Origin of the sequence: Solicola agrisoli (assembly GCF_049059935.1) — a bacterium.
Classification (GTDB): Bacteria; Actinomycetota; Actinomycetes; order Propionibacteriales; family Nocardioidaceae; genus JAURVT01.
Genome location: NZ_JBMGQR010000001.1, coordinates 65,153 through 88,036, shown reverse-complemented (window position 1 = coordinate 88,036; position 22,884 = coordinate 65,153). Strand labels below are relative to the sequence as shown.

The 22,884-nt window shown below is 66.6% G+C and carries 23 protein-coding genes and 2 riboswitches; of the genes, 17 read left to right on the top strand and 6 right to left on the bottom strand.

Annotated elements, in window-relative coordinates:
• Positions 1 to 52: 52 nt before the first annotated feature.
• The 3 genes from ACI6PP_RS00435 to ACI6PP_RS00425 form a co-directional block, all read right to left on the bottom strand.
• Complete coding sequence (locus ACI6PP_RS00435) at positions 53 to 1,465, bottom strand: hypothetical protein (protein ID WP_421108096.1); 1,413 nt, start codon at positions 1,463 to 1,465, stop codon at positions 53 to 55.
• A gap of 135 nt (positions 1,466 to 1,600) precedes the next feature.
• On the bottom strand, positions 1,601 to 2,905 hold the full coding sequence (locus ACI6PP_RS00430) for a right-handed parallel beta-helix repeat-containing protein (protein WP_421108094.1): 1,305 nt from the start codon (positions 2,903 to 2,905) through the stop codon (positions 1,601 to 1,603).
• 664 nt (positions 2,906 to 3,569) lie between these two features.
• On the bottom strand, positions 3,570 to 3,752 hold the full coding sequence (locus ACI6PP_RS00425; RefSeq protein WP_421108093.1) for a hypothetical protein: 183 nt from the start codon (positions 3,750 to 3,752) through the stop codon (positions 3,570 to 3,572).
• Positions 3,753 to 3,958: 206 nt separating this feature from the next.
• On the opposite strand from ACI6PP_RS00425, the gene ACI6PP_RS00420 reads away from it, so the two are divergent.
• The 5 genes from ACI6PP_RS00420 (at position 3,959) to ACI6PP_RS00400 (ending at position 7,074) form a co-directional block, all read left to right on the top strand.
• On the top strand, positions 3,959 to 4,588 hold the full coding sequence (locus tag ACI6PP_RS00420; protein WP_421108091.1) for a hypothetical protein: 630 nt from the start codon (positions 3,959 to 3,961) through the stop codon (positions 4,586 to 4,588).
• 155 nt (positions 4,589 to 4,743) lie between these two features.
• Positions 4,744 to 5,058, top strand: a complete 315-nt coding sequence (locus tag ACI6PP_RS00415; protein ID WP_421108089.1) for a hypothetical protein — start codon at positions 4,744 to 4,746, stop codon at positions 5,056 to 5,058.
• A gap of 85 nt (positions 5,059 to 5,143) precedes the next feature.
• The gene (locus ACI6PP_RS00410; RefSeq protein WP_421108087.1) at positions 5,144 to 5,539 is read left to right on the top strand and encodes a hypothetical protein; all 396 of its coding nucleotides are present in this window, start codon (positions 5,144 to 5,146) and stop codon (positions 5,537 to 5,539) included.
• Positions 5,540 to 5,953: 414 nt separating this feature from the next.
• Complete coding sequence (locus ACI6PP_RS00405; protein ID WP_421108085.1) at positions 5,954 to 6,529, top strand: RNA polymerase sigma factor; 576 nt, start codon at positions 5,954 to 5,956, stop codon at positions 6,527 to 6,529.
• Positions 6,526 to 7,074 (top strand): hypothetical protein, encoded by a 549-nt coding sequence (locus tag ACI6PP_RS00400; RefSeq protein ID WP_421108083.1) that lies wholly within the window; start codon positions 6,526 to 6,528, stop codon positions 7,072 to 7,074. Before ACI6PP_RS00405 ends, ACI6PP_RS00400 begins: the two co-directional genes overlap by 4 nt.
• 95 nt (positions 7,075 to 7,169) lie before the next feature.
• Here the strand turns inward: ACI6PP_RS00400 and ACI6PP_RS00395 are convergent, their stop codons facing one another.
• A complete protein-coding gene (locus ACI6PP_RS00395; RefSeq protein ID WP_421108081.1) occupies positions 7,170 to 7,385 on the bottom strand; it encodes a hypothetical protein in 216 nt (71 codons plus the stop codon).
• 380 nt (positions 7,386 to 7,765) lie between these two features.
• On the opposite strand from ACI6PP_RS00395, the gene ACI6PP_RS00390 reads away from it, so the two are divergent.
• The 6 genes from ACI6PP_RS00390 to ACI6PP_RS00365 all read left to right on the top strand — a co-directional run bounded on the left by ACI6PP_RS00390 (position 7,766) and on the right by ACI6PP_RS00365 (position 12,193).
• Positions 7,766 to 8,401, top strand: a complete 636-nt coding sequence (locus ACI6PP_RS00390) for a hypothetical protein (RefSeq protein ID WP_421108080.1) — start codon at positions 7,766 to 7,768, stop codon at positions 8,399 to 8,401.
• Positions 8,402 to 8,595: 194 nt separating this feature from the next.
• Positions 8,596 to 8,991 (top strand): hypothetical protein, encoded by a 396-nt coding sequence (locus ACI6PP_RS00385; protein WP_421108078.1) that lies wholly within the window; start codon positions 8,596 to 8,598, stop codon positions 8,989 to 8,991.
• A gap of 302 nt (positions 8,992 to 9,293) precedes the next feature.
• A complete protein-coding gene (locus tag ACI6PP_RS00380; RefSeq protein ID WP_421108077.1) occupies positions 9,294 to 9,860 on the top strand; it encodes a suppressor of fused domain protein in 567 nt (188 codons plus the stop codon).
• A gap of 243 nt (positions 9,861 to 10,103) precedes the next feature.
• Positions 10,104 to 10,601: a barstar family protein gene (locus ACI6PP_RS00375; RefSeq protein WP_421108075.1), complete on the top strand. Its 498-nt coding sequence runs from the start codon at positions 10,104 to 10,106 to the stop codon at positions 10,599 to 10,601.
• 273 nt (positions 10,602 to 10,874) lie between these two features.
• Positions 10,875 to 11,477, top strand: a complete 603-nt coding sequence (locus tag ACI6PP_RS00370) for a hypothetical protein (protein ID WP_421108073.1) — start codon at positions 10,875 to 10,877, stop codon at positions 11,475 to 11,477.
• 497 nt (positions 11,478 to 11,974) lie between these two features.
• Positions 11,975 to 12,193 carry a hypothetical protein gene (locus ACI6PP_RS00365; protein ID WP_421108072.1) on the top strand — a complete coding sequence of 73 codons (219 nt, stop codon included), beginning with the start codon at positions 11,975 to 11,977 and terminating at the stop codon, positions 12,191 to 12,193.
• 893 nt (positions 12,194 to 13,086) lie between these two features.
• Here the strand turns inward: ACI6PP_RS00365 and ACI6PP_RS00360 are convergent.
• On the bottom strand, positions 13,087 to 14,118 hold the full coding sequence (locus ACI6PP_RS00360) for an NUDIX hydrolase (protein ID WP_421108071.1): 1,032 nt from the start codon (positions 14,116 to 14,118) through the stop codon (positions 13,087 to 13,089).
• The gene (locus ACI6PP_RS00355; protein WP_421108069.1) at positions 14,111 to 15,430 is read right to left on the bottom strand and encodes an MATE family efflux transporter; all 1,320 of its coding nucleotides are present in this window, start codon (positions 15,428 to 15,430) and stop codon (positions 14,111 to 14,113) included. Before ACI6PP_RS00355 ends, ACI6PP_RS00360 begins: the two co-directional genes overlap by 8 nt.
• Before the next feature lie 648 nt (positions 15,431 to 16,078).
• On the opposite strand from ACI6PP_RS00355, the gene ACI6PP_RS00350 reads away from it, so the two are divergent.
• The 6 genes from ACI6PP_RS00350 (at position 16,079) to ACI6PP_RS00325 (ending at position 22,792) form a co-directional block, all read left to right on the top strand.
• Positions 16,079 to 16,306, top strand: a complete 228-nt coding sequence (locus tag ACI6PP_RS00350) for a hypothetical protein (RefSeq protein ID WP_421108067.1) — start codon at positions 16,079 to 16,081, stop codon at positions 16,304 to 16,306.
• Between the two features lie 158 nt (positions 16,307 to 16,464).
• Positions 16,465 to 16,848, top strand: coding sequence for a VOC family protein (locus ACI6PP_RS00345; protein WP_421108065.1), 384 nt, complete (start codon positions 16,465 to 16,467; stop codon positions 16,846 to 16,848).
• A 191-nt stretch (positions 16,849 to 17,039) separates the two neighbouring features.
• Positions 17,040 to 17,245: riboswitch (cobalamin riboswitch) on the top strand.
• 111 nt (positions 17,246 to 17,356) lie between these two features.
• On the top strand, positions 17,357 to 18,427 hold the full coding sequence (locus ACI6PP_RS00340; RefSeq protein ID WP_421108064.1) for a homocysteine S-methyltransferase family protein: 1,071 nt from the start codon (positions 17,357 to 17,359) through the stop codon (positions 18,425 to 18,427).
• A gap of 2 nt (positions 18,428 to 18,429) precedes the next feature.
• Positions 18,430 to 18,783 carry a hypothetical protein gene (locus ACI6PP_RS00335; RefSeq protein ID WP_421108063.1) on the top strand — a complete coding sequence of 118 codons (354 nt, stop codon included), beginning with the start codon at positions 18,430 to 18,432 and terminating at the stop codon, positions 18,781 to 18,783.
• 42 nt (positions 18,784 to 18,825) lie between these two features.
• Positions 18,826 to 19,049: riboswitch (cobalamin riboswitch) on the top strand.
• Positions 19,050 to 19,191: 142 nt separating this feature from the next.
• Positions 19,192 to 21,753 (top strand): ribonucleoside-diphosphate reductase subunit alpha, encoded by a 2,562-nt coding sequence (locus ACI6PP_RS00330; RefSeq protein ID WP_421108061.1) that lies wholly within the window; start codon positions 19,192 to 19,194, stop codon positions 21,751 to 21,753.
• Positions 21,754 to 21,781: 28 nt separating this feature from the next.
• Complete coding sequence (locus ACI6PP_RS00325) at positions 21,782 to 22,792, top strand: ribonucleotide-diphosphate reductase subunit beta (RefSeq protein ID WP_421108060.1); 1,011 nt, start codon at positions 21,782 to 21,784, stop codon at positions 22,790 to 22,792.
• Positions 22,793 to 22,884: the final 92 nt, after the last annotated feature.

Below are 22,884 nucleotides of genomic sequence, written 5' to 3'. Positions count from 1 at the left end.
CCAGGTGCAGCTCAGTAGAGCTCTTGAGACCGCGCGGTGCGGATGGGTGGGGTTAATGCCAGAGGCTCTGCTCGGCGATGGTGCGTGGGTGGTGGCCGGCGTCGAGAAGCTCGATGAGCGACGCCGCGAGTTGTTCGGGGTTTCCTGGAGGGACGCGCAGGACTCCGCGGGAGTCGCGGGTGGCGTTGGTGTCGACGGTCAGCTCGTCCTCGGAGCGGCCGGTCCACAGGTGCCATGGGGGCCGGGCCGTCATGACCAACCGGCAGAGGGCCCTGATGGGCGTTTCCCAGGCGCGGTCGGCGGTCGCGCGCGCGACTTCGGCGAGGTACTGGTTGGCGTCGAAGGAGATGGTCGGCAGGTCGAGTGCGGACGGCTCGAAGGTCCCGTCGGTGTCGGTGGCGTAGGGATCGGTCAACCCGTCGATGGATGTGGGGTTGTCGTCGTACTGCCCGGTCAGCGAACGGAAGTCTGTCCACTCGATCCGGTCGCCTCGGCGCACGATGATGCCCGCGATGCTCTCGCAGAAGAGCGTGTCGCACTTGCAGTGATAGAGCCCGACACGGTGTGGGGGATCGGTGGGCACAAGATCGCCGGTGCCTAGCAGGCTGTCGGGGTCGTAGCCGGTGTCGAAACGCTCAGGGTCGAGGACGTCGAAACCGTCGACCAGAAGTCGCACCGTTGGGTCGTCGGGCCGCGATGTGTCGATCACGATCTGCAGGTCACCGCGCAGGGTCGGGCGCTCTGTCGGCGCCGGCAACGGCCGGGACCACAGCGGTCGGTGCGGGGCCCGAACGATTCGTCCGTCGACCAACGTCACCGCGGGGCCTTTCGACCCCATCATCTCGCTGAGCTCATCGGTCACGAACAGTGGCAGCCCGTCGATCAGGGGAATGGCCGCGGGGACGATCTCGGAGTCGCCGACCTGGCCTGGTTCGAGCGGCCCCAGGGTGGTTGAGGTGAACTCGCGCAGGTATGCGGCCCACTCGCGGGGCTTGAACTCGTAGACCTCGTCGAGTCGGTCCGGGTCGTCGAAGCTGACGTGGACGCCGTCTTCCTCGGTGTGTACCCGTCTTCGGGGGCCCGTCAGATATTCGGTGAGTGCCTTCCAGGCCTCGTCGATGGTCCAGGTGCGGTTCACCCAGGGCACGCCTGGTTCCCAGTCGGCGTCGAGGTGCCGGGCGTACCGGCGCGCAGCTGCGAGCTGCGTTCGTGCCCACCACGCCCGTGCGGTCGTCTCAGGGTCTCCCACCTTGAGCCCGACACGGACGGTCCCTCTCATCCGTGCCTGCTCCTTGCTCGGCAGGTCGCGGTTCGCCCACGCGATCGGGTCGAAGCACGACCACCTCAACTTGAAGCCATCGGCAGTCGAATTAACCTGCTCGAGCCTCAATGTGGTGGGCGCACCGGGGACATCAACGACGTTGGCAAGTCGACGGACCGCGTCGAGACAGGCATCAACACTCATCGGCCCCATGTTCGCAGCCACCATGGACAGACGCGGTCAAATCAGGAAGCCGCTGCGCAGATCAACACAGACCGAATCACCGGTCGGGGATCCTCCGCGGGACGGAAGCGTCGCGTCGCGACCAGCGGTCGCGGCTCAGTTGTCGTGGCCGAGTGCGCGCCACTGGGCGAGCGTGAGGTTGGTGTCGTTCCAGGCGAAGGGGTCGCGGTCGCGCTGGGTCCAGACGTTGCCCGACCAGGTGATGGTGGGGTCGTCGAAGACGAAGCCGTTGCCGTCGCTTTGGACCATGCCGGAGTCCCCGCGCGCCATCGCCACCCGGTTTCCTGTGATCGCGAGGTTGTGCAGCACGCGCGGACGCCCGTCGACGTCGCTGATACCGCGGTCCTGTTGGATGAGTCCGATGCCTTGGGCGTTGTCGGCGAGCCGGTTGCTGCTGATTCTGACGTCGTGCGAGGCGGCGACCAGGATGCCCGAGCCCCAGAGCCAGGCGTCGAAGCCGTGGCCGTTGCCGGTGACGGTGTTGCCGCTGATGATGGCGTCGGCACTGATCTCGTGGAAGATCCCCATCCACGTGTTGTCGCGGACGACGTTGCGGGAGTAGGTGGTGTGCTGGGCGTCGATGTCGGTCCACAGGCCGGGGCCGGTGTTGCGCGTGACCCGGTTGCCGACGACGGTGAGGTGGTCGGTCACCGCCCACTTGGCGCCGCCGGCCTCCCAGGCCGGGTCGAAGCCTCCACGGCCGTTGCCGGCGATGACGTTGTGCGAGACGAGCGTGTGGTCGCCGGTGCCACCGATGCCGAGCTGGCCGTTGCGCAGCACCCGGTTGCGGACGATCCGGGCGTGGCCCTGGGTGGTGATGCCGGCGCCGTGGTTGTCACGCACGGTCGTGCCTCTGATGGTCCAGCCGGGTGCGGTCGTCTCGATGGCGCCGTGCTGCGCGCGGGTGGCGAAACGCTGGACGGTCAGCCCGGACACCGTGACGTTCGCGCCCGCGGCGCCGTTGCGGGAGACGATCGCGCCCGAGGACACGAGCGCCCGGAGACGATGTCCGCGGGGGTCGTCGCCGACGTGGATGGTGTTGCGCTTGTAGTCGAACCAGTAGCGTCCGGGCCCGAGCTGCGAGCGCTTGAGCACGCGGCGCAGGGGCTTGCCGTCGCGGACCACGTCGTCGGGGTAGGTGCAGGCCTTCCCCTTTAGACATTCGCCGTTGCGCTCGCCCTGCTGTCGTTGACCGCGGACGGCCCAGCCGTCTGGCTGCTTGACGAAACCGCGCAGGATGCGTGACCCGTCGAGCACCGCCTTCGAGCCCACGATGGTCTGGCCCGCGCGCGGACGGATCGGCCGGGTCAGCCGGTACGTGCCCGCGGACAGACAGATCCGGTCGCCACGGTCGGCACGCGCTACCGCGCGCGGCAGGTTCGCCCCGGGCTCGACACGCACGTCGCAACGAGCCTTCCGCGGCTGCGGACCGGCGGCCGTCGGCGCGATGGGCGTCACGAGAGCAACCGCCACAGCGAGACATGCCGTCAGGAGGGGCTTCATCAGCATGACGGCAACATAACCCCGGCGGGCCCTTGTCCGGCGGTGTTCAGCACCACCTCGCTGAGCGCATGCGCCGCGAGCAGGGGTTTCGGCGCGCGGGGTGGGCCACGACGGCCGGGTCTCAGTGAGCGCACCCGGAGCCCGTAGAACTCCCGACTCCGCTCGGTGCTTCGTGAACTCTTCGCATCCATCCGTCAAGCTCCAGCCGCCGTCGGCGCAGCCGCGGGCGCAGCGGTCGTCGAGACCGTCTCGGGCGCGCGATCCCTGCCGTGCACGTGGCGTTGCGGGTGCTTGGTCGACATCTGGTCTCGCGACGCAGACCGGTGAGTACACCACCGCCGAGCTGGCGGACCTGTTCAGCATCAGTCGTTCGACGGTCTACCGGGCCATCGATCGACAACGCGCTCTCACCGGCGTGACCCGCTGAGGGGTGTCACGACTGCCCGTATCCGATACCTAGGCGGGACCAACGGATCCGGGGCCGCCATCAGCGTCGAAGTGCCCGGCAGGGGTTCCCGCTGTGGTCATGCTCCGCGAGAGGTCACGGCGGGCAGTAGAGGAGTCAGGCGCCGGCGCCCTCGTGTGCGCGCTGCATCTTCTCAGGCGACCCGGTGTTGGGCTGGCTGATGTGGATGTGGTTGCCGAACGGGTCGCCGATGCCGAAGTCGGCGCCGTAGGGCTGCTGAACTGGCTCTTGGGTGATTTCGATGCTGGCGGCTCGGAGTGCCGCGAAGCTGGTGTGCACGTCGCTGCTGAGCAGGAGTAGCCCGTCGAGGGCGCCCGGTGTGACGAGGTCTCGGACCTCTGCGATCGCCCGGGGACGCCAACCCGGCAAGTCGCCCGTGTGATGAATCCGGTCCGGCCGGCGTATGCGTCGCTGGGGGCAACGACGTGGGCGCAGAAGGCTGTTTTGCTGATGTGGCCCCTGATCGGGCGGGCAGAATGCCGTTCGTGACTCACTCCTCGGCGCGTGTTCATCACCGTTCACTGTTGATGCGCGCGGTGGGCGCAGGCTTCACAGCCGTGCTGATTTCGGCGTGCTCGCCGTGGACGGGCCCGTTCGACGGGTACTACCGCACCGGTGAGGACCAGCCGTGGGGCTTCGGTGTCGAGGACGGTGGGGCGGGCAAGACGTGCACGCCGCGGCCCGACGGATCAGTTCTCACGTCCTCGTCGTACGGGCTGTCCAACGACACCGGTGGCGACTTGACGCTGGACCACGTGCAGCTGGTCAAGCCGAGGGGGCTGCGGTTGACCGAGGCCGGCGTTTTCGAGGTGGCCAAGTACGACGGCTACTTCCTACTGCCGGGCGTCACGTCGGGCTTTCCTCCTACTGGCCAAAAGGCCAACCAGCAGGCGGTGGGCAGGACGTTCGAGGCCGCCCCGGGTGCCGTGGTCCCTCCGCACGACGATGAGCGGCAGTCGTACGCGCTGGCAGTGGGGCTGCGGCTGGATGGCGCCGGCGCAGCGAGCTTCGAGTCGATCGAGGTCGAGTATCACGACGACCAGGGGCGGGCGTACAGGTCGCGCTTGGGCAGCACGCTCGAGTTGCTCCCTCAGGGCGAGAAGTCGTGCTTCTGACCCTCTGACGGCACTCTGCTACCTATTAGCCACCACGTCCCCCGCGGAACGACACATACTGCTCGGCGACCGGTGCGGAGTAACTCCGGCAAAGTCGTTTCGAAGGTGCTCACGCGCGGACTGTGTGAAGTCGCAGCGGCTGGTCGATCAAGGAGGTGGACGACGTGAATCAGTGGGGTGTGTTGCTGAGTCAACTGGGCAGGATTGGTTGCGTTACCGAGATCCGCCCGGGGCATCTCAAGCTGACGTTTGCCGACGTCGCCGGCAAGTCCATTACCGTGGATATTTGGCTCAGCCGAGAGCAGTGGAACGAGATGGTCAGCGTGCTCTATGGCGGTTACGTCGACCAAGCTGTAGAGCAGGTCCGTGGCGTGCTCGAACAGTTGAAGCGAGAGCGGCATCTGGTCTACGGCCAGTACGAACTGGTCGCCTCGACGACACCGGACTTGCCGGCCGATTACCTGTTTTGAGCCGTGATCCATAGGAGGGTGTGCCGGTAAGGGTTCCCGCGTGGGACAGGCATCCGCGATCTCGGCCACGGCTAGTGTCATTCGCATGCCGGTGCCCGAGGACGACCTTGCGCTTGTTGATCCCAACGACGGGATCGGCCTGGGCGTCCATGGGGCAACCTGCGTGGTAGTCGGGTCGGGTATGCGAGTTCTCGTAGCCCCACCAATGGCTGGAGGAATGCAGGCGGGGCTGGACGGCGTCCTGGTCGATGTCGACGGCTATCTGGGGGTGGGGTCTACAGTCCTGTGGTTGCCCGCGGGTGTGACCCTTGTGTCCGAGGTCCCCTTGGCCCTGCGGGTCTTGAATGGCCGGGTCGTGGGCCTGGGTGATCGCGTCACCGGCGGCGGGGGTAGGGCGGACCGGTCACTAGCCGAACTCGGCATTGACCTTGAGGACCACACGACCACTCTGCCGGTGTTCCAGAGGTACGTCATTCGCTAACTACGCAGTTTGACCGTTGGCCTTCCGACTACCGGACCAACGTTGCCAGCCGATGGGTGGGTTCGGGACGAGCCGGGCAGCTGCCGGGGCGGGTGCGCGCTAGTGGCGGCTCCGCAGACACAGATAGGCCGTTGGCCCTCTGATCAAGAACATCACAGCGGCTCCCACGACACTCCGGGGTCGGAGCGGTCGTGCCGAGGATCAGGAGTTGAGCGCGATCGGCAGCAGGATGAGACTGACGTATCCGTAGAAGCGAGTGACCTGGACCGAATCCTCCCTGCGGCTGACGGTGGTAATGATGTCGCGAGTCCGCCAGAGGATCGGTTGTCGGGACCATCAAGTAGCGGCTTCCAAAAGATGTGCACTGTGGTCGACCAGATGTAACGCAGCGGCTGGCTTCGGCAAAGTACTGGTGTGACTGCCAACAAGGACGTGCAGCAGATCGGGACCGATCCGGACACGTTCGAGCGCTTCTACCGGGAGCATCTGGGTGCTGTCGAGCGGTTCGTGGCACGACGCGTCGACGATCCGCACACCGCTGCCGACTTGGTCGCCGACACGTTCCTGGCCGTAATCGAGTCAGCGGGGCGCTTCGACCCGAGCAGCGGTTCTGTGCGAGCGTGGGTCTTCGGGATCGCCCGCAACACCGTCTTGATGGAGCATCGGCAGCGATCCCGGCGCACTCGTGCGACCGACAGGGCCGGCCGCCGTCGTGACCTGCAGCCCGATGCGATCGAGAACGCGACCGCCCGGCTCGATGCCCAACGGCAGGCTCGGGACCTGTACCGACGGCTCGACACGTTGAGCGCGGGCCCCCGTGCGGTGTTCGAGCTGGTGGTCCTGGACGAACTGAGTGTGGCTGAGGCTGCCGCGGTGCTACGGATCAAACCGGGGACGCCTCGAGTTCGGCTCCACCGGGCGCATCAGGCGCTGAGCAAGGGTGGAACAGCGCTGGCGAGAATCAACGACCCCGGAAGGAATGAAGCATGAGGTCAGAACTGGATTCCTTTGAGGCTCAACTTCTGGGGGAGTTGCGGCTGGAGGTGGAGAATCGCAGTACTCACCGGACCACACGGTCTTGGCGCTACTGGCCTCAGACCATCGCGGCGACCTTCGTTGCCATGCTCTGCGGGACTGTCGCCGTCATGACCGTGGGGAGCGCGCCCGCGTTCGCCGTCGACGCCAGAGCCGGCGGGATCGTCGAGGTCAAGGTCAACCGGTTGGAAGACGCCGCGGGACTAGAACGAGCACTCGAGGATGAAGGTGTCAACGCTGACATCAGTTACCTGGGCGAGGGTAAGAAGTGCGCGCCTGGGCGATACAAGGAGTCGGCGGACGAGTCCTATCGGAGCCGCTCGGAGTATTCAGTGGGCGGGAACGGCATCGACGTCAAGCTCGACCTGCGCGACGTGGAAGATGGCAAGACGCTCGTGATCGCGGTCTCCTCGATCACGAACGGCTCGGCCGGCTCCATCGGCATCGCCGACGGCGCGGTCGGACCGTGCCGCCTGATCGACGACCCGGACGGCATCTGAGACGCGCGCCGCTGAGCCGACGTCCCGCACGGGACCCGCCCGCGTGACGATCGACAACTGGGTGCTTACCCACGTGATTCTCATATGAGGGCGCCTCAGGCTTGCTGGCGCCAACGTTCCCGAACCGTCCAGATGACGGCCATGATCACGAAGAAGATGCCAGCGAACCGCAGCGATTCGCCCCAACTCTCTCCCATCACAAAGCGACCGAGTGCCGCGGCGATCACGGCCGCGATCAAAGCCGTCACTACGGCGATTTGCCAGGGCTTGGCCGATAAGAAGAACCCTCGCAAGCCGTGCATGAGAGGCATGAGCCCGATCCTCGCACTCATCGCCATCGAGAGCGGACTCTGCACAGTCCCGTTCTAGAAGCAGGATGCTGCACCGGGTCGCTCCGCGTGACGATCCCGCTATGGTCACGCTCCGCGTGACGATCCCGGGATGGGACGTGGCCACAGTGGGATAGCAACGAGGTAGCAGTCCTAGTCCCGTGCAGTGGTGCTTGGCGGACTAAAGGACGCACCCCACGCAATTGCCTGGTGCACGATGGCCGCATGCCTGACGACAAGCCGGCCTGGTCCGCGCAGCGCCGCGGCGTCCCGACTCCGCCTGCCCGCCTCTAGGCACGCTGCCGACTTCTGTTCTCTCTACGAGCGCCCGTGCGCCTCTGAATGCCATCCCAGACGGCTCTGTGACCAAGTGGCTGCTCGACGGGCAACCAATCGACTTGTATGAGTCGGGGCTGGAGGGCTGGATACACGACGGCGACGAAGTGGCGCTGACGTTCATCGTCCCAGCGCAGGACTCACCCGTGCCCGGGATACCTCTTCGGCTCACCCTTCGGCTCGGCGGCAGCTCGGCTGTGACCGAGGTCGGTAGATGGGCGACCGATGACTGCAGCCCGACCATGCAGGTCGACGGGCTCTACTGGCTAGAAGGCACCTTCGCAGCACGCGCGTGGGTTCTCAGATCGAACGGACTTGGTGGCCCCAGCGAGACGAGATGGGAACTCCTCGTCGACCATCCAACGACGATCATCGCCTCGGTCGAGGAACTCAACCCGGCCCGACCCCCGTACCTCCTGCTCATGCCCGAGGTCTTCACCGATGGCGTCTGGGATCTGGCGACTGCTGACGCCACCATCACGACCGACGTCGACCTCGATGACCTTGACCTGTCGGCCGACCTCAAGAAGCGCATTCGCGTGTGGAACGGCGCCTGGGAGTCCGCCGCCCACCCGCATCACCGACCGGACCTCGAGATCGAAACCCGCCAGATTGCCGCCGCTATCAAGCAGCAGATGCCTGACACCACCGTCTGTTACTAAGACTCTGCCAGCTCATACCCCGAGCGTGACCATAGCGGGATCCCGCTCCGGCCGATGGTTGAGCCCGATGGCGAACGGGGCCCGCGCCGCTGGAAGTCTTTGCCGGACTGCTCCGCGTGACTCGAGTAAAGGTCGTGTATTTGCGCCGTACGCTGACAGGTTCAGTAGTCTGACCATGCACTTGAGGGGGATGAGTGGTCTGGAATGCGGAAGCGTTGCTGTTTGCGATTCCGGCTGTAGTGACTGGCGTATTGGCTGTCGTGTTTGGCCAGCGTCTGACTCGGTGGTCTGACCGGTTTGAGGGTCGCGAGCGGACGGATGATGAGGTTCGACGGCATGCGCGGTGGGGGTGGCTGGGACTCGCCGTCTCGCTGGTCCTTGCGGGGGTCGCGCTGTTCACCCCGATCTTCAATGAGACTGGGCAGCCCGACGGCGATTCGGGCTGGGAGTTCATCTTCCGCATGGTGGTCGTGGTCGTCGGCTTCGGTGTCATCGGACCACTAGCGATACGTCAGTACAACCGCCGGGTGAACCGCTACTTCGAAGAAGATGAGACAGACCGCGGCGAAGACAGCGGTCGCCGCTTGTAGCGCGTTTTGCGGGACCAGGGGACACGGTTCCAAGTCAGTGCAGGTGGCGAGGGCATTCTGCCGACGTGGCCTGGGCGGTGGCCAGCAGGGTGTCGTTCCGCACGACGATCCCCTACGGGACGGCGGCCGCCTTCCCCGACCGGCAGGGGAGTGGCGCCGGCCGGGGTTCCGCTATGAGGCAACCCCGAACCTGCTGGAGGGTGCGCGGGTGGCGCGGCGCCACCTAGCATCACCGAACCGGAGCGTTGGGCCTCGTGCCTGGCAGTGCGTCCGCACGGTCCGTTACCTCGAATGGAGAACGCATGCCCGACGTCGTCGGCCACTTTGAGTCGCATCTCGGCGTCGTCGAGAAGGGTTGGAACAGCACTCCGAACGGGGCTCGTCTGCCCTTCCAGGTCGTCAAGTACGCGCGGGGATCACACGACGACGACCACGCCTACTCGACACTCGGGCTGAGTGACCATCGCCTGGGGCACGACCAGATCAATGAGACCACCCAAACTGAGCTCCTTTTCCTGCTGCGTAACGGCTTTCGCGACGAGATTGCTGTTGAGCAACTCGCCGGCACCGGCATGCGGATGCTTGCCCAGCACCGTTCGCTGCTCAGTGGCCAAGTGATCGCGACGCAGGGGTCAGACATGCGGGCGTCCGGATTCGTCGGACTGGTCGCCGCGCACCCGGCATATTTTGATGACTCATTCTCCGAGTTCGTCGCGCGAGACGGCGGGGGAGCTCTGGTTACATGGCTGATCCCCCTCAAGCACGAGGAGATGCACTTCATCCTGGATCGGGGGTGGGTACGGTTCGAGGACGTCTTGATGGCGCAGGACCCAGACCTCACCGATCAAAACCGCCTGAGCACCGTTTAGGCGACAGCGCGCCAAGCGCCTCGCTGCATCTGGTAACACCGTTGTCCAGCTCTGCGCCGCGGCCCAGCCGAGCCCTGTCGACTGCTGAGCGGCTAGGGCGTCGTTGTGGACGAGGGAGAGGTGGAGGCCGAAGTCGTCTGCAGTGGGGGTGCCGGCGCCACCGGACTGTTCCGCGTGACGATCGTCTTGTGGGCCTCGCCCGCCTCGTGTCCAGCCCGGACCGGCGGAGTTACGGTGATCTCCGTGGTCGCCTTCCACCTGGACGCAGACGTCACTCATCCTCCCGACTTTGATCTCGTGAGAGGAGGCGGACTTGTCTGCTTCACAGACTCGGATGCGCTCGCCGCCACCGAGGCGCGACTCGTGCGAACCGGTTACGACCTGGTGAGCCTCGAGTGCGGCACGTGGGATGAAGACTCCATGCACCGCGAGCTAGCGAACGCCCTAGAGTTTCCGGACTACTACGGACACAACCTAGACGCTACGCACGACTGCCTCTACGACGTCGCGCACGGTGACTACGGTTGGAATCCGAGCCGTACGGGTCTGGCTATCACTCTGCGTAACTTCGGGACATTCTCCCGCTGCGAGTCTTCGACCGCCCAGGGCCTAGTCGCCGCTGCTGCCCATTGCAGCCGTGACGGCTTGCTGTTTGGTCACCGAATCATCTGGCTCTTGCTCGACGAAACCCGCAGCAGCCCTCTCGAGATTGCCGGCTGGCAGGTGCCACTGATCAGGTAATGCGTGTCGCGACACGAACGCCTACCGGCGCCACTTCCCTGGCAGTCGCCCACGCACCCCGGCGTCTCGCAGGGATCCCCTGCGGGACGACCATGAGGTTCGGCCGGCAAGTGGGGAAGCGGCCCCGGTCAGGGTTCCCCTGTGGTCACGCTGTGAGTGTTGGGACCGGTTGATCTGCGATCGACCGGCAAGGTGAGATCGCTGGTCTGCTGCCGCGTTGTGTCGCGAACCGTTTCGCCCCGGACAAACGACCGCACCCCTAGGCTTTCTGGGGTGCAGTCCAACGACGAGGTGCCCTATCTGGCCCTGCCGCAGACGGTCCGAGCGAACTATTTCCGAGGGCGGCGCGCCCTCGGCGGGCAGCTGACCTTGACGGCCACCAATCTGAAGTTTGCCCCTCATGGGTTTGAGAGGTCTTTGGGAGGTGACACGACTGTCGAGGTGCCCGTGCGAGAGATAACGGATGTCTTGGTCAAGCGCGGCGGTCCCGTGCCCCGAAAACGGCTGTTCATTCAGACCCGCGACGGCGCCATCAGCATCTTCCTGCTGCCCCGGGTGCAGACGTTCGCTCAGACATTGAGGGGCGTGGTGAGCGAGGCAGGTGGGGTGTTTGACGAGGCAGTGCCTGTGACTGCGGTCGCCACCAAGCCCAGTGGCGTGCCGGGTTTTCTGAAAGGGTGGCTGCTGGCCATAGCAGTCGCCTACGCACTGCTGATCGGGCTGGGGGCAGTGTTCAACCTCCTAGGCGAAGTGTCCATCTGGTCACTGCTGAGCAGTGTGATCGGGGCGCTAGGGGTGAGTTGGTTCCTGTGGGTGGCGTGGATACAGCCGGCCATTCGTGCACGACGCAGCCGAGGGTCGTCTTCGGGTGACTAGTGAACACAAGCCGGGCCAGTGGTCCTGGTACCAGTTCTGGGTGTACGTCGCTTCCTTCGGGTCCATCTGGCTCGCACAGCCATTCTTTGGGGAAGGCATGGGTTGGCCTTGGTACGCCTCGTTCCCAGCAGCCGCAGGAGTTTCTGCGGCAGTCGCGTTCATGGTCGCGTGGATCTTGGGGAAGCGTGCTCGACGCACGCCCGGGGTGGATGACCAATGACAGAGCCGGACCATCCGCCGAACAGGCGGAGAGCTTTCTGGAGTTGGTACAACCTGGGCGTGGCATTGCCAGGGTTGTTCCTGACGCTGATTGGCGTACTCGGCGGGTCGATGGCCCTGGCCGCTGTCGGGGCGGTCGCATTCGCTCCTGGCGCCATCGCGACTACATGGTGGTATGTCACTGGCAGGTACCTCTGATGCCATACCCGACTCGCGAACCGGACGACTTCGTGGCTTTCCCCCTTGGTCGAGTGCTTCGCATCGGCGCAATGGTGTCGGTGGCGATCATCGTGCTCATGCCTCTGGTCAAGGCGCTGGATTGGCCGTACTGGGCGGACTTATTGCTCGCCATGGGGATTGGGCTGGCGGGTGGCATGGTGCGCAACCTCGTCCGCCGTCTGCGGGCTCGCCGGTCCACGTCGGGCGTCCAACAAGCCGCAGATGTAGACCACCGCAACGACCACTCAGAAGGCCAGGAGAGCGACCCTCGCCAGTAGTGGCCGTCGTTGATGACCCACGTGAGGATCCCGCTATGGTCACGCTCCGCGTGACGATCCCGCTACGGCGACTCTCCGCGCCGGTGTGAATCGCGCCCATCAGATCCGCGCACCTTGATACATCCGCTCATTTCCGGCGCGGATTGAGATGGGTGCATGCGACTCATTGGTTCGTCTGCGTCGCCAAGTGCAGGTGATGAAGGCAGTAGCGATGAGGTGTTGGTTGCACTGGCGCAGACTGATCTGCTGTGCATCTCGAACTCGATACTCCAAGTTCTTGACCTGGTCGGTAGCGAGCGATTCTCGATCCTCACTGGGGTGACATCGAGTGAGGCTGATGCCCTGCGACGGGAAGCGCGAAAGGTTCTGCGGGCGGCTAGGCAGTCCCAAGAGTCGCGCTAACAGCTCATCGGCTCGTGGCCGCGGATGAAGTGGCGACCGTGGCGGTCACTGACTTCCGCTGGCCGCCGGCACGGTTCCCGCGTGAGAATCCCCCCCGAGACACCGGCCGCCGTCCCCGACCAGTAGGGGAGTGGCCCCGGGTGTCGTTCAGCTCTCGGGACTTCAGATCTTCGCTGACCGACCATGCGTTCTGCGCACGCGGTCTAGGCTGAAGCCGAACCCGCCCAAGGTGCATTTACCCGGTAAGGATGTGCCCTGCCCGCCGCATGGTGAGGGTGGCTGCCCGTTCGAGCCGGGCCGGGTCCGGGGGACTCACTCCTCGGCGGGAGGTGTCGGGGTTCCCGTTGTTGTTGCGTCCCTGCACTGTGCCGGAGAGAGCGTTCCCGCTACGGTCACGCTCCGCGTGAGGTTACTGAGGCGCGTCGGTCCAGAGGATTGCCGCAGCTGCACAACCTGAAGTGGGTGGAAGAGGTCGCACTCGAGGTGTTAGGTCACCGGACCGACTCGTTGAGCGCGTCGAGTGCCCGAACGAGGTGTGGCTCGACGCGGCCGGGGTCGAGTGTCAACAGCTGGTCGCGGGTCCACCACTGCACGGCGGCGAACTCCCGTTCGTCCGCCGCAAGCTCGAGGCTGCTGTCTGCGCGGACGGCGAACCAGAGGCTGACGTCGACGTGTGTGCTGTCGGGGTCGCCCACGGTCTCGGTGACGGTCAAGAAGAAGGGGCGGGCGCCGACGACGGGATCGAACTCGACGTCGAGACCCAGTTCCTCCTTGGCCTCACGTCGCACGGTCTGGGCCGGGTCCTCTCCCGGCTCGACGTGGCCACCGGCTGGCAGCCACCGACCGGCCAGGCGGTGGTCGCACAGCAGGAACCGACGCCTGGGACGATCGACAACGAGGAAGTACGAGACGAGATGCGGCGACGGCGTCTTGGGCTTCACTCTCCTGTAGATGTCGTCGGTCGACGAGAGCCAGGCAAGTGTCTCTTGTTGGTGCTGGACCGCCAGGTCGTCGCGTGTGTTTAGGCCTCGCACCAATTCGGCGACAGCGGCCACCGCGTCCGGCACTCTCAGACTTCGCGGCGTCGCGGCGGCCGCCCACGCGGTGCCATGCGCCCCGGCAACGACCTGGTGGGCGTCCTCGTAGAGAACAGGGCCAGGGTCGTGGCACTCGATCCGGACGTACGCGACGCCGTGTGCGCGGAGAATCCGCAGGTATCCGTCGACGCGGTCGATGAGGTGCTGCGCGCTGGTCTTGAACCACGAGCGCGTTACGGGGTTGATGGCGTGGTTGTAGATGGAGGCGTCGACTGATGATGGGTCCGTGTAGGCCCGGTCGAACCAGTCGTTGGTGGCCCGGCGGAAAGCTTCTTCGGGTGGGGTCAGCAGGCCGTCGCGGGCGAGACTGTTGACGAGCCCAAAGACGCCGATGTGGTGCCCTCGAGCATTCGGCTCGGGTGATTCGAACCGTACGTACTTCGCGACAGAGGGATCCGCGGGGGTCGGGTGTCCGGTGTCATGCACGCGTGCCACGTCCCGCAGTACGGGACTCCAGCTGAGCTGAAATTCGCCACATGGCGACCCCTCTGCCCACGATCAACAGGACGTTGACGACCGCGACGGCCCCCCACAGCCCGACGACACCAAAGTGCTGAGCCACAGGGAGCGCAACCACCGCGAGCACCGCGTAGAACACGCAAGAGATCACAAAACCGGGAAATGTTCTCTTGAGCCCGGTCAACCCGAACCCGACAACGGCCTGCAGCCCGTCGGCCACGATCGCGACCGCCACCACCGGTAACAGCGACGGCATCAAGGACAGCACCTCTGGATCGCTGCTGAATAGCCGCGCAACCGGACCGTCGAAGACCACCAGCGCCGCGCACAGCGTCGCGACCACCGCGCCAGCCACGATCGAGCCGGCGATCGCGGCTCGACGCACGCCTGCAAGGTCACCGATGTTCACGCGCTCGCTGATGAGCGGTATCCCGGCCTGCCCGACCGCCACCGACGCACTGAAGGTGAGACCGACCAGGGTGGTGGCGATGCTGTGGCCGGCCGCCGCGGTGGTGCCGACGCGTGACGCCGCCAGTGCGACGACTCCTAAGACACCGAACTTCACCAGGACCGTCCCAGCCATCGGAATGCCGACCTTGGCCAGCTCGAGAACCCGGCCAACGTTGGGCAGGCGTCGCAAGGTGCCGACGATCGAGAAGGACAGTGACCGGCGAAGCGTAAGCAGGTTCACTGACAGCGTCGCGACGTACGCGACCAGAAGCGCCAGTCCAGATCCCGCCAGCCCCAACCCTGGTACCGGCCCGAGACCAAGTACCAGCAGCGGGGACAGCACCATGGTTGTGAGTGCACCTAGAAGACCGGCCCTCATCACGACCGTGCTGCGACCGATGCCCACCAGGCTCGATGACGCCATCGCCCCGAACGAGCTCAGGACCACGACGCCGGCCATCAGCCAGGGGAAGACCCCGAGCGCGTCGAGGGTCGCGTCTGGGACACCCGAGGCGCGCCCCAGGAGCGGCACCGATGCGACCGCTGCGGCGCCCACCACGCCAATGGACACCGACAGCCACGTCCCGTCACCCAGGACTCGACGTAGTGCGGCCTGGTCGTCCCCGACTGAGGAGACGAACGGCATCACACCGCGGACGGCGCCGGTCACCGTCGCGATTGCCGGGAAGTAGACAACCCCGGTCAAGGCGAACGCCGCAAGCGCTGCAGTACTGGTGTTGCCCAGGACGGCGGCATCCACGACGGCAGCCACCGACGCCGCGATCATGGCCATGTAGAGCGGCGCAGCTGACGACACCACCCGGCTCATGTCAGTCCGGTAGCCGCCCGCCGAGGCGCCGGCCGACTGCGACTGGTCAGGCACGTCGGTCCACGCTCACTCCTGGTCCAGTGGTCGTCAGTACGTTTCGCTCTTGTCTCGCCACGCCTCCGGGTCCGTGGGGCATTCGGCTCGCTGTTCGACCGAGACTCCCTCGAAAGCCGCAGCCCACATGCGCGTGGGCCTCCGGTTGGGCCGGTAGTTCGCCGAGAATGCAGAGAGCCGCACCGAGATCAAACCGCCGTGTGACGCCACCCACACCATGCCACGAGCAACCCGCCCATCGCTGCCCAGGAGCCACAACTCCTGTTCGTCCAGTCCGCATCGGCCGACGATCCGTGGTGGTGCGATGTATCGCGCTAGGTGGCGAGCGTGGAGCAGTTCCGCGAGTCGATCCTGCTGTGGTCACGTTCGTCGTGACTAGCAGGGGGCGGTCCCTCCGTACGACGGTCGCCAGCCGGCCGGCTCCTGCAATCGATGAAGAGCGGGCGCAGCCCCAGATTTGTGAAAGCGCCATGAGGGTTGTGGCCGGCGCAAGTCTTTGCGCCGTGGGTTGGCAGTTTCTCTCCTGCCACCACACGCGGATCGAGCTCGGGCCTGTCAGCATGTCAGTCTCCATTCGTCGATAGGAGGATTGGCGTGACGGTGTTCGTGCCCGGCTTGCTTGGCGGGCTTGTCATGTTGGCGATCAGCGTCGCGATGCTTCGGACCAGTGTGGGTGGCTGGATGGTGAAGCAGCTTGGAAAGCACGCAGTTCCGAAGTCTCCCGAAGGAGTTCGTGTCTGGTCCGTGAAGGCAGTGGGGGCTTACGCGGGCTTCCTAGGCGTGGTCGCGGTGGTGGTGTCGTTCCTCGACGTCAAGTGGTGATACCAGCGGTCACTTCCAGTCGGCAGTTCCAATTGCCGCATGGGGATCCCGTGCGGAACAATCGACCGCTTCGATGGCCAGCGGGGGAGGGGCGCCGCCAGACGTTCCGCAGGCGGCGGCGGCACCTTTCTGTCCAAAGGCCGGTTTAGCCTGTGCGCATGGCTATGCACTGGACCCTTGGCTGTGATGCGGAGGACCCCCACCGGTTGGCGGTGTTCTGGGCCGCGGCGCTGGGGTACATCGCAGAGGCGGGCTTCGAGGATCCGGACGGCGCATCCATCGTCGATCCCGCAGGTCGGGGCCCGGCCATCGGATGGCTGCGCGTCCCGGAGGGAAAGTCCAGCAAGAACCGGCTCCACATCGACATCAGAGTCGCCGGCGAAGGTCCTTGGGACATGGTGCAGAGGGAGCGATTGATTCGAGAGAAGGTGCCACAACTCCTCGCCCTCGGCGCAACGCTGGTCCGCGAAGAGAGCTATGGAGAAGTGCTCGACCATGTCGTCATGTTGGATCCGGAGGAAAACGAGTTCTGCGTGGCTTGACTTGGCCGTTCAGTTTGTTTCGCACGACGATCCCTTTGAGGAACGCCCGCGGTTGCCCGATGACCGGCGGGGGAGTTGTTCCGACCGAGGTTCAGCGTTCGTCGACCCAGGAACCCACGCGCGCGGTCGGGGCGGGGCCGCTCACGGACCGAGATGCTGGCGACCGAAGGTCCGACGCGGATGCAGTGGGGTAGCGTCCGAGGTGCAGCTGGTTCGGCCCGTCAGCCAGAGGGGTCGCTAAGAGGGAACCTGGTGAGATTCCGGGACTGTCCCGCAGCGGTGAGTGGGAACGAACGCCGTCATCAGCACTGGACCCGACGGGTCCGGGAAGCGACGGCCGGTAGGAACACGCAGAGCGCCCACGAGTCCGAAGACCTGCCAGCGCGCTGGGCACCATGCCCGGTGGTCCACGGCCGCGAGGACTCGGCTCGACCGCTCCGCACGGCCGGTCGCCGTGTGGTCGGCCACCTCCTCGTCCGCGGACGCCTCCCGCACCGTTCACGAGGAGATGAGCGACATGATCACCACCGACCACACCCCGACCCTGACCGAGCGCCTGGACGCCGGACCCGTCCTGTGCGCCGAGGGCTTCTTGTTCGAGCTCGAGCGCCGCGGCTACCTGACCGCCGGCGAGTTCGTGCCCGAGGTCGCCTTGGAGAACCCCGACGCCCTGGCCGCGCTGCACCGCGACTTCCAGCGCGCGGGCAGCGACGTCGTCGAGGCGTTCACCTACAACGGGCACCGCGAGAAGATGCGGGTGATCGGCAAGGAGGAGCTGCTCGAACCGCTGAACCGTGCCGCGCTGCGGATCGCCCGGCAGGTCGCCGACGCTTGTCCCGGTGATCTGGTGGCGGGCAACATCTCCAACACGAACATGTGGGACCCGTCCGACCCCACGGCGCAGACCGAGGTGCGGGGCATGTTCACCGAGATGGTCGGCTGGGCCGTCGAGGAGGGCGCCGACCTGATCATCGGCGAGACCTTCTACTACGCCGGCGAGGCGCTGGCCGCGCTGGAGGTCGCCAAGTCCAGCGGGTTGCCCGTTGTGCTGACCATCGCGCCGATGGCGCAGAACGTGATGACCGACGACGTCGGCATCGTCGAGGCGTGCCAGCGCCTGGAGCAGGCGGGTGCCGACGTGGTGGGGATGAACTGCTTCCGTGGGCCGGCGACGATGCTGCCGTGGCTGCGTCAGATCCGCGAGGCCGTCAGCTGCCACGTGGCCGCGCTCCCGGTGCCATACCGCACCACCGAGGCCGAGCCCACGTTCTTCAACCTCACCGACGACCGCGGCGTCACTGTCCCGTCGCCGCACGGCCGCACGTTCCCGACCGCGCTCGACCCGCTGTACGCCAACCGTTACGAGATCGGACGGTTCGCTGCCGATGCGCACGCGCTGGGCGTCAACTACCTCGGCGTGTGCTGCGGTGCGTCGCCGATGCTGGTCCGCGAGGTCGCCGAGGCGGTCGGGCTGACCGTCGAGGCCAGCCGGTTCTCGGAGAACATGTCGAACCACTTCATGTACGGGGACAACCGACGGTTGCCCGACCACATCAAGGCCCTCGGCGCGGACGCCTAGCCGTGGTCTCGCAGCGTGCGGCCTACCTGTCCGTCGGTGCCAGGACCGACGTCCTCGTCCAGGGCGTGGTCGCCACCACGCCCTGGGTGGAGGCTGGCGACGGCGGGCGGTCCGTGGTCGGGTTCGAGCTGCTGGTGCACCGCCGCGCCGCGCTCGAGCTCGGCGCGTGGACGCCCACCCCGCCGACGCGGTGGCAGGTGCGCACCTTCGGTGAGGTGGCCCGGACGTGCGCCGAGCTGGATTGGTCCGCCGAGGTCGTCGTGGTCGGACGCAGCGTCCAGAGCTTCGACTTCGGTGCCACGGGCACGGTGCCGGTCGTGGTCGCCGAGGCGGTGTGTGCACCTCTGTTGACGTGACCGGACACGAGATGTAGGTACTTGCACCAATGTAGTTTCCAGATATGGTGGTCCCGCAGCTGGTTCGACCCGCCACCCAGGCGGGTCGTCGCAAGAGGGAACCCGGTGTGAATCCGGGACTGCCCCGCAGCGGTGAACGGGAACGACCGTCGTCAACGGCACTGGGCGCACCGCGCCTGGGAAGCGACGACCAGTAGGCGAGCAGCCGGCTCCACCGGTGGCTCTGGCCCGTGAGTCCGAAGACCTGCCAGCGCACCACGTCCGACGGGCGTGGTGGTCCGTGGCCCCGTGGGAGGGCCTGGGGCCGACCGGTGTGCGGCGGTCGTCGAGGCGACCCCGGGCCTCCGGTCCCCTCGATCCTCCCCGCCGCCCCGGACCCCAGGGACTGCGTATCCGAGGGGATCCACCATGAGCACCACCACACCGGCACCACGTCCGGCCGGCACCGTCCACGTCGTCAAGCGCGACGGCACCCGCGCGCCGTACGACGGCTACGAGATCGCACGGTCGATCGAGGAGGCCAGTGCCGGCCTGCCCGACCAGGTCGCGCGTGTCACCCAGCTGCAGTCCGAGCTGGAGATCACCCTGTTCGACGGCATCACCAGCGAGCAGCTCGACGAGGCCGTCGTCGGCGTCGCGCTGCAGAACGTCAAGGACGACCCGGCGTTCGACACCGTCGCCGCACGGCTGCTCGTGAAGACCATCTACAAGAAGGTGTTCGGCGAGGGCGTCACCCGCGCCGAGGTCGACGCGTTCTGCGGGCCCGCGTTCGTCTCCTACGTCCACCACGGTGTCGCCGACGGTCTCCTGGACGCCCGGCTGGGGGAGCGGTTCGACCTCGACCGGCTCGGCGCCGCGCTCGACCCGTCGCGCGACGACCTGCTGCGCTACGTCGGCGTGCAGACGATGCGCACGCGCTACATGATCAGCGACGAGCGACGGGACCCGCTCGAGGTGCCGCAGTTCTTCTGGATGCGGGTCGCGATGGGCCTGGCGCTGGACGAGGAGGACCCCACCGTCGCCGCGCTCGGGTTCTACGACGCGATGTCGCGGCTGGAGTACCTCGCCGCGGGCTCGACGCTCGTCAACGCCGGCACCGCGTACTCCCAGCTGTCGAACTGCTTCGTGATGGAGATGCAGGACGACATCGAGCACATCGCGAAGTCGGTTCGCGACGTCATGTGGCTGACCAAGGGCACCGGCGGCATCGGCATGTCGGTGACCAAGCTGCGCGCCGAGGGCTCACCGATCCGCTCGAACAACACCTCGTCCACCGGCCCGATCCCGTTCATGCACACGATCGACTCGACGCTGCGTGCGGTCTCGCGCGGCGGCAAGAAGTTCGGCGCCCTGTGCTTCTACATGGAGAACTGGCACTTGGACTTCGCGCAGTTCCTCGATCTGCGCCAGAGCTCCGGCGACCCCTACAGGCGCACCCGCACGGCCAACACGGCGGTCTGGATCTCCGACGAGTTTATGAAGCGCGTGGAGGCCGACGAGCCCTGGTACCTGTTCGACCCGCTCGACGTGCCCGACCTCACCGAGCTGGTCGGCGCCACGTTCTCCGCGCGCTACGCCGAGTACGTCGCCGCGGCCGAGCGCGGCCAGCTGCGACACACCAAGGTCCGCGCCCGCGAGCAGTGGCGCGCGATCCTGATCTCGCTGCAGACCACTTCGCACCCGTGGCTGACGTGGAAGGACACGATCAACACCCGGGCGCTGAACGACAACACCGGCACCATACACCTGTCGAACCTGTGCACCGAGATCACGCTGCCGCAGGACCGCGACAACGTGTCGGTCTGCAACCTCGCCTCGATCAACCTGTCGCGCCACGTCACCGGACGGCGCGGCGACGCCCGCGTCGACTGGGACCGCCTCGCGGCGTCCACCCGCCTCGCGGTGCGTCAGCTCGACAACCTCATCGACGTCACGATCTCCTCGGTGCCCGAGTCCGAGCGGTCCAACGCCGACAACCGCGCCCTCGGCCTGGGTGTCATGGGCTTCACCGACGTCGTCGAGCGGATGGGCCTGTCGTACGAGAGCGAGCGCGCCTACGACCTCGTCGACGAGCTGGTGGAGTTCGTCAGCTGGCACGCCATCGACACCAGCTGCGACCTCGCCCGCGAGCGCGGCCCGTACCCGCAGTTCGCGGGGTCGCGCTGGAGCCACGGACAGGTGCCGATCGACACCCTCGACCGGCTGGAGGCCGACCGCGGGACGCCCGTCGACGTCGACCGCCACAGCCGGATGGACTGGGACGCCCTACGCGTCAAGGTGGCCGGCGGCATCCGCAACTCCACGCTGATGGCGATAGCGCCGACCGCGTCGATCGGGCTGGTGGCCGGCACCACACCGGGCCTGGACCCGCAGTTCAGCCAGATCTTCAGCCGTGCCACCTCCTCGGGCAAGTTCCTCGAGGTCAACCGCAACCTGGTCGAGGACCTACGCGAGCGCGGCCTGTGGGAGCAGGTGCGCGGCGACCTGCTGCGCGCCCAGGGCGACCTGTCGCAGGTCGACGGCGTCCCCGACGACCTCCGGGAGGTCTACCGGACGTCGTTCCAGCTGTCGCCGCACGCGTTCCTGCACGTCGCCGCGCGCGCCCAGAAGTGGATCGACCAGGCCATCAGCCGCAACATCTACCTCGCGAGCCGCGACGTCGCCGGGATGGAGCGCCTCTACACCGACGCGTGGCGGATGGGCGTCAAGACCACCTACTACCTGCACATGATGCCGCGGCACACCGCCGAGCAGAGCACTGTCAAGGTCAACAAGGCCGAGGCCCGCACGCCCGTCGGCGGCAGCACCGGCCGTCGTGGCTTCGGCGCCGCGCGCGCCGCAGCTCCCGTCGCGGCAGCGCCGGTGACGCCCGACGGGCGCGACGAGCTGCTCACCGTCGCCGAGCCCGACGCCGCGCTCGTCTGCCCGACCGACCCGATGGAGCGCCTGCAGTGCGACTCCTGCCAGTGACCACACCGAACCGAGACGGAGCACGACGATGACCACCACCCACGACGCACCGACCACCACAGGGATCCTCGGCACCGGCATCGCCTCGGGCCTGCTGCTCAAGCCCGTCACCTACCCGTGGGCGATGGAGCTGTACGAGCAGGCCGTCGCCAATACCTGGTTCCCCCACGAGATCCAGCTCGGCGAGGACCTCGGCGACTTCTCCCGCATGACCGCCGACGAGCGTCACGCGCTGACGTTCCTGATGAGCTACTTCAACCCCAACGAGCTGCTCGTCAACAAGGCCCTCGCGTTCGGGGTCTACCCGTACGTCAACGCCGCCGAGTGCCACCTCTACCTCGCCAAGCAGATGTGGGAGGAGGCCAACCACTGCATGAGCTTCGAATACGTCCTCGAGACCTTCCCGATCGACCGCGAAGCCGCCTACGCCTCCCACGTCACGGTGCCGTCGATGGCGGCGAAGGAGGAGTTCGAGGTCCGCTACATCCGCCGGATGACCGAGCAGACCCTCGACATCGCGACAGTCCAAGGCAAGCAGGACTTCGTCCGCAACCTCGTCGCGTACAACGTCGTGCTCGAGGGCATCTGGTTCTACTCGGGCTTCATGGTGGCCCTGAGCTTCCGACAGCGGAACCTGCTGCGGAACTTCGGCTCCCTGGTCGACTGGATCGTCCGAGACGAAAGCCTGCACCTGAAGTTCGGCATCAACCTCATCCTCACCGTCCTCGAGGAGAACCCCGAGATCGCCACCGCCGAGTTCGCCGACGAGATCCGCCAGATGGTGATCGACGCCGTCGCGATGGAGGAGGCGTACAACCACGACCTGCTGCCCGGCGGGATCCCCGGCTTGAACGCCGACTACGTCAACGCCTACGTCCGCTACCTCGCCGACCGCCGCCTAGAGGAGCTCGGCTTCGAACCCGCCTTCGGCGACGCCAACCCAGCCAAGTGGATGGCCACCGCCAACGACACCCTGCAGCTGGTCAACTTCTTCGAAGCCACCAACACCTCCTACGAGGTCAACGCTCGAGCGCACTGACCCGGCTCGGACCTCGCCGAACACCCGGCGAGGTCCGAGTCGGCCCACAGGGGACTCGCCGATCGGCACGCCCGCATCCGATCTTGGCCTAG